We start from the raw sequence: 9,917 nt of genomic DNA, 5'->3' as shown, positions 1-9,917 counted from the left end.
GCTGGGGCTGGGGCTGGGGCTGGGGCTGGGGCGGTCAGGCGGCGGAGAGGCGGACGCCGTCGCGGCCCTGGCGTTTGACGGCGTAGAGGGCTTGGTCGGCGCGACGGAGCGTCAGTTCGGGCGACTCGCCGGGGCGAGGGAGAGCGACGCCGACGCTGATCGTGCGGCCGATCCGGCGGGCGGCCTCGGTCAGCCGCTCGGCCACCCGGACCGCCTCCTCGGGGCGGCTCACCTCGATCACCGCGACGAACTCGTCGCCTCCGATGCGGTACAGCTCGTCGCCCTGCCGCAGCGCACCCTCCAGGGCTCGGGCCAGCCCGACAAGCACCCGGTCGCCGGCCTGGTGGCCGTACGTGTCGTTGACGGTCTTGAAGCCGTCCACGTCGATCGCCAGCAGGGCGGTACGCCCCGGGGTGGCGGTGGCGATCCGCTGCCCGAACGGGCCGGTGTGCCGCAGCCCGGTGAGCGGGTCGGAGCTGGCCTGCTCCCGTAACCGGTCGAGGGTGCGCAGCCGGTCCAGGCAGGTCCACGCCTGGCCGGCCAGCAACTCCAGAAGGTTGACCGTCCGAGGGTCCGGGCGCAGCAACCGCTCGCCGGCGACCAGCAGCACCCCACCACCGTCGGGCGAGCCGAGGGGTACCGCCACAAGGGTGCGTACTCCGGCCCGTACCAGCGGATCGTGTTCCTCGGTCGGTGGGTGGCCGGCCTCGCCGAGGGTGTGGCCGGTGCCGTACCGATGGGCTCGGGCGACGATGGCGCGTAGCGCCTGAGGGCCGGCCTCCGCCAGTTCGGCGCGGATCCGGGTCTCCAGCTCGCCGGGGGTGGCTGTCGGCTCGCTGAGTTGCGGACCGCTGCGGCCCGACAGCACTAGCATCGCCGTGTCGAGGGCGGACACGTCTCGGGCGGCCCGGGTCGCGGTGGCCAGCAGGTCCCACTCGGTGGTGGCGGCGGTCATCGCGGCGGCGTGGCGGAGCAGCTTCTCGCTGCGGCTCTCCGCAGGTCCACCGAGCGCCATGATCCGGGCGCCCAGCCGGCCGGCGACCCGCTCGGCGGTCGCCCGCCACGCGGCGAGCTCGGCCGGGCCGGTCCACTGCACGTCGAGTACGCCGATGAGGCGCCCCGCCGGGTCGCAGATGGGCACGCACACCTCGGCGGTGACGTCGGGGCGTACCGGGATGTGGTCGGGGTCGGTGCTGATGTCCGGGACGACGGCCGGCTGGCCACCTGTGAAGACCCGCCCGACGATGCCGGCGTCGGGGGAGACGGTGGCGAAGACCTGCCAGGAGCCGGTGGCGGCGACGCAGCGGAGCCGACCGTTGACGTGCAGCAGGACGGCGATCGTCGCGGGGGTGTAGCGGGCCAGAGCGTCCACGGTCGCCTGGCAGACCTCGGCGACGGTCGACGCCATGGGTAGGCGGACCGTGACGTCGCGGATGACTTGCTGGTGATCCACTTGTGCGTCGTCCCAGGTCGGCTCGGGTCCCGGCCAGTTCCGGGACGCTGATCAAGCGTACTCATGGTGGCGGGAGCGGATTTCGTTCGTACACACGTGCTATCCACAGGCTGTGGATGCAGCCTGTGGGCCCACGCGGGGGCCGGCGCAGCGATAGCGTGAGGGTCCTGGTCGAGTGGAGGCTCCATGCTCATCGCCCACCTCAGCGATCCGCACCTCACCGCCGGCGTGCTCGGCGCCGAGCCGGCGGCCGGGCTGCATCACGCGCTCGGGCGGGTGCTGGCGCTCAATCCCCGGCCCGACTGCGTGGTGATCACCGGTGACCTGGCCGACCATGGCCGGCCCGACGAGTACGCCGCGCTGCGCGAGGTGATCGGTCGGTTCCCGCTGCCGCTGTATCTGACCACCGGCAACCACGACGATCGGGAGTCGCTGCTGGATGCCTTCGGCGGTACGCCCTGGCTGGGGGGCAGCTTCTCGGCGTACTACCAGGTGGAGCAGCCCGACCTGACCCTGGTGGTGCTCGACTCGTTGGTGCCGGGCTCGAACGGCGGTCGTCTCGGTGCCGAGCAGCTCGGTTGGCTCGACGGGGTGCTCACCGCGCGACCCGACGTGCCGGCCGTCGTCTGCCTGCACCACCCGCCGGTCGAGGTCGGCATCCCGGCCGCCGACGAGATCCGCCTCGCCGACGGTGACGCCCTCGCCGAGGTGCTGCTGCGACACCCCCAGGTGGTACGCGTCGCCGCCGGGCACCTGCACCGGCCGGTGACCACCATGTTCGCCGGCACGGTGCTGACCGTCGCGCCGAGCACCTGGCGGCAGGCCACCTTGACCATGAGCGACGACGAGCAGATCGGCTGGGTCACCGAACCGACCGCCCTGCTGCTGCATCAGGTGAGCGACCGCGGCTGTGTCACGCACACCGTTCAGGTCAGCCACACCGCCGGCATGACCTGCGGCTACTGAGCTTCCTGTACGGGTGGGGCTGGCCAACGGGGGCCCTTCCTGGGCCGCGCCGATCCGCAGAGCCGTCGAGGCGCCGTCCACAGCGGCCGACGAAGCACCCTTCGGTCGATGTGCATCTGGACCGGGGTCGATCCTGATCATCCAGAACGGCTGATCAATTCGACCCGGCCGGATGTCCGATCAACCCGCGCGGATCGTATTCGACGGCACGGCGTGTGCGGGTATTCACGTTGCCGGTTCCCGTCGCTACCCTCGCTGCCGTCACGCGCGTCGGCGTGACACGACCGCGCCGAATTCGGCGCTCTCAGTGGGGGAAAGACGCATGACGAGAAGGCTTCTCGGACTCATCACCGCGGTTGCCATGACGGTCGGTGGCTCGCTGGCCGCCGCCGCTCCGGCGCACGCCGCCACTCCGGCCATCGAGATCACGAAGGTGTACTACGACTCGCCGGGCACGGACAACCGCTCGAACTCCAGCCTCAACGCCGAGTACGTGAAGCTGACCAACCGGCGGTCCAGCACCATCAACCTGAAGAACTGGACGCTGCGCGACAAGGCCAACCACGTCTACAAGTTCAGCGGCAACTTCAAGCTCGGCAAGGGCAAGAGCGTCATCATCCGTACCGGCAAGGGCAAGAACACCGCCAGCACCCGCTACTGGGGCTCGGGCAACTACATCTGGAACAACACCGGCGACACCGCGTACCTGCGTAACGCCAGTGGCAAGCAGATCGACAAGTGCTCGTGGAGCAAGAAGGGCAAGGGCTACACCAACTGCTGAGCCGCTCGGAGCGGGCGCCGTACGGGAACACCGGTTCTACACTGGCCGGCGTGCGGCGCCCACGTCCTCGACAACCCCAAATGGTGGTGATCCACCAGCGGCAGCGGGCACAGCCGGTAGCTGGGGGAGGGAATCCGTCCCAGGTGAGATCTAATGATCCGGTGCCCAAGCTCTTCGACAGCTCACTCAGCCACCACCTGCGCTATCCGCTCTGGGTGTACGCGGTGCCCGTGGTCGTCTTCGCCGCTCTGCCCGCCTGGATCCTGATCGACGGCGGCAACCTGCTCGCCGCCGTCCTGGTCGTGCTCGGCAACGTACAGGCGATCATCCTGGGCCGGATTCTCCTCGCCCGAAACCTGGTCGCGAAGGGAAAGCTCAGAGCCGAGGACGTGGGCTGAGCCGCTGGCACGGCGGCTCAGCCCGCAGCCGATCGTCAGCCGCCGAAGAGCGGCTGACGGTGCACCTTGTGCTGGGCAGCCTGGGCGACCGGACGCACGACGAGACGGTCCACGTTGACGTGACTGGGCAGTCCCACCGTCAGCGCGATGCACTCGGCGATGTCCTCGGCGACCAGCGGCCGGTCCACTCCCGCGTAGACGGCGGCGGCCTTGTCCGCGTCACCCTTGAACCGGTTCACCGCGAACTCGTCCGTACGGACCATCCCCGGCGCGATCTCCACGACCCGGATCGGTTCGCCGCACAACTCCAGCCGGAGCGTTTCGACAAGCGCGTGTTCCGCGTGCTTGGCGGCCGTGTAGGTGCCGCCGAACTCGTAGTTCACGTGGGCCGCCGTCGAGGTCACCGTCACGATGGTCGGCGCGTCGGAGGACCGCAGCAGCGGCAGCAGCGCCTGGGTCACGTGCAGCATGCCCAGCACGTTGACCTCGAAGCTCTGCATCAGATCCGCCGGGGACGCGCTGGCCAACGGGTCAGCGCCGACCGCTCCACCCGCGTTGTTGACCAGGACGTCGCAGCGTTCCAGCCCGGCGGCCAGAGCCTGGGCGGACGCCTGGTCGGTGACGTCGAGCGCGACCGCCTGACCACCGATCTCCGCCGCCAGAGCCTGGAGCCGGTCGATTCGGCGGGCGGCCACCACGACGAAGAACCCGTCCTTGGCCAGCCGGCGCGCCGTCGCCGCTCCGATTCCGCTGCTGGCGCCCGTCACGACCGCGGTGCGCTTCATGGCGTTTCGTCTCCCGTTCCCACTGTTATGGCAGGCGCATCCCGTCCCGGAGAACGGCAGTTCGCCCGATCGCAGCCGCGTGGCTGCATCAACCGATGGCGAATTCTATCTGTGCGTTGATGGCCTCGGCCTTGGCGATCGCGTCGAGCGCGTCGGTGCCCGAGGCCAGGATGTAGCCGTTGCTGCAGTCAGCGACCGTCAACAGCGGCGCGACCTCGTCCCCCGGGTTCTTGGTGATGACGACGGCGGTGTCCTCGGCGCCCAACTCGAACAGGTACGGCATGAACACCGGGGCCTGCTCGCCCGGCGGGATCCGCAGCACCTTCGCCGGGATGTCCTCGTGAACGGTGATCGACTTGATCGGTCCCGGATCCGGGGTCAGGAACAGGGCGACCGCGCCGCCGATCGGCGCCGGAGACTCCAGCGGAAGCTCGTCGATGCCCAGCGGGACCGTGAGGAACATCCGGTTGAGGTCCAGACCGAAGGCCCGACGGACCAGCTCCGGGGCGCCGCTGCCGGCGAGCCGGGCGTGCGATTCGAGGACCCGGGGGCCGTCCGGGGTGAGGACGAACTCGCTGTGCGACGGCCCTTCGGTGACACCGACGGCGTCCAGCAGCTTGGCGGTGAGCTCCCGCAGTTCGGCGAGGTACGGAACGGCGACCCGGCTCGGAGTGCTGACCTCCCACTCCACGAACCGGTCGTTCATCCGGTACTCGGAGTAGCCGATCGTGAGGTGCCGGCCCTCGAAGGAGAACGAGTCGACGCTTACCACCGGACCGGACAGGAACTCCTCCGCCATCGGGGAGGTGATCCCCGCGGCGGCCAGCTCCGCCATGGCCTCGGCCACCTGCGCGGGGGTCTCGACCTCCTTGATGTGCAGGCTCGCCGCGCCGTCGAGCGGCTTGAGGACGATCTTGCCGCCGACCTGCTCCAGGAAGGCGACCGCCTCGTCCACCGAGCTGACCACCTCGTAGCGGACGTTCTCCACCCCGGCCTTGGCCAGGCACTCCCGGGTGAGCGCCTTGTCCTTGAGCGCACGGGCGGTGAACTCGGTGACGCCGGGCAGACCGAACTGGTCCACGACGTATCCGGACGAGATCGCGGCGACCTCGGTCGTGGTCATCACCCGATCGAACGGGTGCTCGGCATGCAGCGGGCTCAGCGCGGCATGGATCGCCGGGCCGTCGGCCAGCGGAGCGTGTACGACCCGCTCGGTGTGCTGCAGGATGGACTGCTCGTACTTGCCCTCCTCGTGCACCAGCACGACGTCGATGCCGAGTTCCTTGGCGCCGTGGATCGGCGCGGGCATACCACCGATGACGGCGACACGATATTTGCCCATGGTCTTCCTCCGTGTACCCAGGTCAGCTTGCATAGCAACGACGCAACCAGCGGGCGGTCTCCGTCGGGCCGGGCTGGAAGGCCCGTCGGCGGTGCAGCACCCGGTAGTTGTCGAAGATCAGGAAATCTCCGGGGGTCAGCACGAACTCCTCGGCTCGCGCCTGCTCCAGGGCCTGCACCCAGCGGTCCAGGGCAGCGGCCGCCGCAGGGGTGGTCCCGGTGACCGTGCCCCGGTCGTACCGTGCCCGGGTGCCCTCGTAGCTCTGCTCCAACAGGGCGGCGTCGGGTAGCGGCGCGGTCTCGTCGTTGGACGCGGGCGGGCCGACGAGGAACTGGGCCGACTGGAGGGCCTGGACGGTGGCGTCGTCGAGGGCTGCCACGGCGTCCTCGATGGCGAGCACCTCGGTGGGCACCTGCTCGTCGTTGCGGACCGCGTAGAAGCTGAGGTAGCGCGGGACGTACCGGCGCGGGTCGACGCCCTTGCCGCCGAACGGCAGGTGCGGGTTGTCGGTGTGCCAGAAGAACTCCGAATCGGCTCCCCAGGAACTGGTGGTGCCGGCCGCCGCCGGATTCGGCGCGACATTGCGGATGTAGCGGCCGTTGTTCTCGTAGTCGACCGCGAACGGCGTCAGCGAGAGCAACTGCAGCAGACCGAAGTGCAGCGCGTTGGTCACGGCCATCGCGGTCTCGTCGGTGAAGCCGTTGCGCGGTGTGGCCGGGAACTCCTGCTGCGGCAGGTTGCCGATGGTCAGGACGTGCGAGCCGGTCGCCGGGTAGAACGTCAACGCCTGGAGGATCTCGCCGGGGAGATGGGTCTGCAGGGCGTGTGCACCGATTCGGGCGAGGATCGCCTCGTGTGCGTCCGAATCCAGCGTGATGTCGCAGAGGGCGGCCGTGAGCTCCTTGTCGAGCAGGTCACGGGTCCTGTCGTCCAGGTGGTGACGGGCCACCCGAAGTGCACGGGACATGTCTGGCTCCGATCATGGGAGTCGCCGCGAATCCCCCACTCGCGGTCGTGTCGGGTGGAACGCCCAGTCGTTCGGACACCCGAGACCCCAAGATGCCGCACGGACACGATGGGTAACAACGCCGTCGCGGAGGCCAGAAGTGGCCAGGCACCTTGCTGCCTTCCCCGGCGGTGGCGCGCCCTTCTCCGGCGGTGACGCGCGCTTCTCCGGCGGCGACGCGCGCTTCTCCGGCGGTGGCGCGGGAGCGGTTGCCTACCGCACCGGTGCTTGCGGGGCCTGTCGCTCGCCGCCCGAGGCGGCCGGGGGGTGCACGGCACCCCACCGCACCGACAGTCGGGTCGCGGCCCGCTCGGCACGGATCTCCATGGCGTTACCGACGATCACCGCCCGGTCGACCACCACGGCGGTACCGTCGAGGGCCACTGTCGTCCGTTCGCTGACGAAGACGGGGCTGCCGACCGGCTGGCGCAGGTGCCCGGCCACCGGCGCGGAGAGCACGCCCGGGACGATCCGCTCCGAGGCGCTCAGGATGGCGACTCCGCAGTCGGCGAGCGCGGCGTACAGCGACGTGGTGACGTAGTCGCGCTCCCGGATCGCCGTCCCGTGCGGCGACCGCACCCAGGAGACCTGGTGGATGGCGGGACGGCCGTTGAGCAGGCGCAGTCGTTCCAGGCGCAGGGTGCGTTCGCCGTCAGCGCCGCCGAGCCGATCGGCCACCCAGGCCGGTGGGCGTCGCATCCCGCTCGACAGGACCTGGGTGACCACGTCGTGGCCCTGCTCGCGCAGGTCCTCGGTGAAGCTGCGCAGCGTGTCCACCCGGTACGCCGCCTGAACCGGCGTGACGTACGTGCCGCGGCCGGCCTGCTGGACGATGAGTCCCTCGTCGGACAGCTGTTGCAGGGCCTGACGCAACGTCATCAGCGTGACGCCGTAGTGGGCGCTCAGCTCCCGCTGGGCGGGCAGCGCTTCGCCGGGCGCGTACTCGCCCTGGTGGATGCGGGACGCCAGGTCGGCCGCGATCTGGCGGTACCGCGCGGGTGGCCGGCCACCGGATGCCGGCGCGCCCGCTCCGGGCGTCGTCGTCGCATCACCCATGGGAGTCTCCCGTCCACCGCACCGCCGTACCGGTGCCCCAGTCTGGCGCACCGTCGGCGGCAGCGGCACAGGGCACCTGCCCAGGCTCGCGGTTACCCGGGGACTCCCACGACCACGCCGTCCAGCGCCGCCCGGAACTCCGCGATCGTGGCACCGATCTCCTCGGGGCCGGCACCGTCGAGCACCATCCGCATCAGCGCCGACGCCACCACGACACCGTCGGCGGCATCGGCGGCCGCCACCGCGTGCGCGGGCTGCGAGATGCCGAAGCCGAGCAGCACCGGCAGGTCGGTCATGGCCCGCAGCTCACGGGCTAGCCGGAGGGCGTCCTCGCCGAGCCGGTCACGCTCACCTGTGGTGCCCATGACGGACACGGCGTAGACGAAGCGTCGGCTGCGTTGCGCGATGGTGGCCAGCCGGGAGGGGGTGGTGGTGGGCGCGGCGAGCAGGACGAGGTCGACCCCGGCCGCCGTGGCCGTCGCCTCCAGCTCGTCCACCTCGTCGATCGGTACGTCGGGCACGATCAGCCCGCTGACGCCGGCCGCGGCGAGATCCGCGCAGAACGACGGGTTGTGGATCACCAGGTTGTAGTACGTCATCGCGATGAGCGGTACGTCGACGTTCAAGCCGGTGAGGTCGTCGAGGATGGAACGCACCGTGACGCCCTGCTGGAGGGCGTGGTGCGAGGCCTGCTGGATCGTCGGCCCGTCGAGGATCGGGTCGGAGAACGGGAGCCCGATCTCGATCATGTCGGCGCCGTGGCGCGCGTACTCCTCGACGTACCGGGTCCAGTCCGGTCGGATGCCGCCGGTCACGTACGGAACCAGGAGTTTGCCGCTCATGCCGCTTCCCGAATGGTGTGGATGTCCTTGTCGCCGCGCCCGGAGAGGGTGACCAGCACGGTGCAGAAGGGTGGCAGTTCGCCGCTCTCGGCGGCCCGGATCACCCAGGCGATGGCGTGGGCCGATTCCAGGGCCGGCAGGATCCCCTCGGTGCGGGCCAGTCGCCGTACCGCCGGGATCACCTCCTCGTCGCTGACCGTGACGTAGCGGGCCCGCCCCGAGTCGTTGAGGAAGGCGTGCTCCGGGCCGATGCCCGGGTAGTCGAGCCCGGCCGCGATCGAATGCGCCTCGCTGACCTGGCCGTCCTCGTCCTGCAGGACGTACGAGCGGAAGCCGTGCAGCACACCGACCCGGCCGAAGGCGACAGCCGCCCCACCCTCGGCCTCCACGCCGATGAGCTGCGCCGGGGTGTCGACGAAGCCGGCGAAGGTGCCGGCGGCGTTCGAGCCGCCGCCGATGCAGGCCACGACGTAGTCGGGCACGCCCGTCCGCAGCTCGGCGGCGCACTGTGCGCGGGCCTCCTCACCCACGACCCGCTGCAACTCCCGCACGATCCAGGGGTACGGGTGTGGGCCCATCACGGAGCCGATGCAGTAGTGGGTGTCGTCGACCCGGGTGACCCAGTGCCGCAGCGCCTCGCTCGTGGCGTCCTTGAGAGTGCGGCTGCCGCCGGTGACCGGAATGACCTCGGCACCGAGCAGCTCCATCCGGAACACGTTGAGTGCCTGCCGCTCGACGTCCTTGGCCCCCATGTACACGGTTGCTTCGAGGCCGAGCAGCGCGGCGGCGGTGGCCGTCGCGACGCCGTGCTGGCCGGCACCGGTCTCGGCGATCAACCGCGTCTTGCCCATCCGGCGTGCCAGCAGGGCCTGGCCGAGCACGTTGTTGATTTTGTGCGAGCCGGTGTGGGCGAGGTCCTCCCGCTTGAGCAGCACGTTGATGCCGAGCTCGGCGGAGAGCCGCCAGGCCGGGGTGAGCGCGGTCGGGCGTCCGGCGTACACGGCGAGCAGTCGGTCGAGGTCGCGGCGGAAGCGCTGATCCGCCCACGCCTCCCGGAACGCCTCCTCCAGCTCGGCGCAGGCGGGGATCAGCGACTCGGGCACGAAGCGACCACCGTGCCCACCGAACCTGCCGCGCTCGCCGGGATCGGCCATGAGGCTGCCGTTGGGCAGCACGGTCAGGTCCGTCACGTCGGCTCCATCTGTTCTAGAACTGTTGCCTGTCAGCATGGCACACCGACAGGTCGGGCGGAAGCCCGACCCTTCTAGAACTCTCACCGTGGGAGTGA

At 70.6% G+C, this 9,917-nt stretch carries 10 protein-coding genes; 3 read left to right on the top strand and 7 right to left on the bottom strand.

The window, feature by feature from the left end:
- Positions 1–34 precede the first annotated feature (34 nt).
- Positions 35–1,453, bottom strand: a complete 1,419-nt coding sequence (locus C1A38_RS23775) for a sensor domain-containing diguanylate cyclase (protein WP_102659950.1) — start codon at positions 1,451–1,453, stop codon at positions 35–37.
- Between the two features lie 186 nt (positions 1,454–1,639).
- Between C1A38_RS23775 and C1A38_RS23770 the strand changes: the two genes are divergently transcribed.
- From C1A38_RS23770 to C1A38_RS23760, 3 genes are all read left to right on the top strand, one after another.
- Positions 1,640–2,419 carry a phosphodiesterase gene (locus tag C1A38_RS23770; RefSeq protein ID WP_102659949.1) on the top strand — a complete coding sequence of 260 codons (780 nt, stop codon included), beginning with the start codon at positions 1,640–1,642 and terminating at the stop codon, positions 2,417–2,419.
- A gap of 322 nt (positions 2,420–2,741) precedes the next feature.
- A complete protein-coding gene (locus tag C1A38_RS23765; protein WP_233196990.1) occupies positions 2,742–3,200 on the top strand; it encodes a lamin tail domain-containing protein in 459 nt (152 codons plus the stop codon).
- A gap of 161 nt (positions 3,201–3,361) precedes the next feature.
- Entirely contained in the window at positions 3,362–3,598 is a 237-nt protein-coding gene (locus C1A38_RS23760; protein WP_102659947.1) for a hypothetical protein, read from the top strand.
- A 35-nt stretch (positions 3,599–3,633) separates the two neighbouring features.
- Here C1A38_RS23760 and C1A38_RS23755 read toward each other — a convergent pair whose 3' ends face one another.
- The 6 genes from C1A38_RS23755 to trpB form a co-directional block, all read right to left on the bottom strand.
- Positions 3,634–4,383, bottom strand: coding sequence for an SDR family oxidoreductase (locus C1A38_RS23755; RefSeq protein ID WP_102659946.1), 750 nt, complete (start codon positions 4,381–4,383; stop codon positions 3,634–3,636).
- An 88-nt stretch (positions 4,384–4,471) separates the two neighbouring features.
- On the bottom strand, positions 4,472–5,725 hold the full coding sequence (locus C1A38_RS23750) for an ATP-grasp domain-containing protein (protein ID WP_102659945.1): 1,254 nt from the start codon (positions 5,723–5,725) through the stop codon (positions 4,472–4,474).
- A 22-nt stretch (positions 5,726–5,747) separates the two neighbouring features.
- Positions 5,748–6,692: a TauD/TfdA family dioxygenase gene (locus C1A38_RS23745; protein ID WP_102659944.1), complete on the bottom strand. Its 945-nt coding sequence runs from the start codon at positions 6,690–6,692 to the stop codon at positions 5,748–5,750.
- 252 nt (positions 6,693–6,944) lie between these two features.
- Positions 6,945–7,787: a GntR family transcriptional regulator gene (locus C1A38_RS23740; protein ID WP_102659943.1), complete on the bottom strand. Its 843-nt coding sequence runs from the start codon at positions 7,785–7,787 to the stop codon at positions 6,945–6,947.
- Between the two features lie 92 nt (positions 7,788–7,879).
- Complete coding sequence (gene trpA / locus C1A38_RS23735) at positions 7,880–8,629, bottom strand: tryptophan synthase subunit alpha (RefSeq protein WP_102659942.1); 750 nt, start codon at positions 8,627–8,629, stop codon at positions 7,880–7,882.
- Positions 8,626–9,819, bottom strand: a complete 1,194-nt coding sequence (gene trpB / locus C1A38_RS23730; protein WP_013736338.1) for a tryptophan synthase subunit beta — start codon at positions 9,817–9,819, stop codon at positions 8,626–8,628. Before trpB ends, trpA begins: the two co-directional genes overlap by 4 nt.
- Positions 9,820–9,917: the final 98 nt, after the last annotated feature.

Origin of the sequence: Verrucosispora sp. ts21 (assembly GCF_002879555.1) — a bacterium.
Taxonomy (GTDB): Bacteria; Actinomycetota; Actinomycetes; order Mycobacteriales; family Micromonosporaceae; genus Micromonospora; species Micromonospora gifhornensis.
The sequence above is the reverse complement of the archived record's forward strand: the minus strand, read 5'-3'. Positions and strand labels throughout refer to the sequence as shown.

What these genes read in the sequence shown, in the direction of transcription:
- C1A38_RS23770 (WP_102659949.1), top strand. Translation starts at nt 1,640, where the DNA reads ATGCTCATCGCCCACCTCAGCGATCCGCACCTCACCGCCGGCGTGCTC.
- C1A38_RS23765 (WP_233196990.1), top strand. Translation starts at nt 2,742, where the DNA reads ATGACGAGAAGGCTTCTCGGACTCATCACCGCGGTTGCCATGACGGTC.
- C1A38_RS23755 (WP_102659946.1), bottom strand. Translation starts at nt 4,383, where the DNA reads ATGAAGCGCACCGCGGTCGTGACGGGCGCCAGCAGCGGAATCGGAGCG.
- C1A38_RS23750 (WP_102659945.1), bottom strand. Translation starts at nt 5,725, where the DNA reads ATGGGCAAATATCGTGTCGCCGTCATCGGTGGTATGCCCGCGCCGATC.
- C1A38_RS23745 (WP_102659944.1), bottom strand. Translation starts at nt 6,692, where the DNA reads ATGTCCCGTGCACTTCGGGTGGCCCGTCACCACCTGGACGACAGGACC.
- C1A38_RS23740 (WP_102659943.1), bottom strand. Translation starts at nt 7,787, where the DNA reads ATGGGTGATGCGACGACGACGCCCGGAGCGGGCGCGCCGGCATCCGGT.
- trpA (WP_102659942.1), bottom strand. Translation starts at nt 8,629, where the DNA reads ATGAGCGGCAAACTCCTGGTTCCGTACGTGACCGGCGGCATCCGACCG.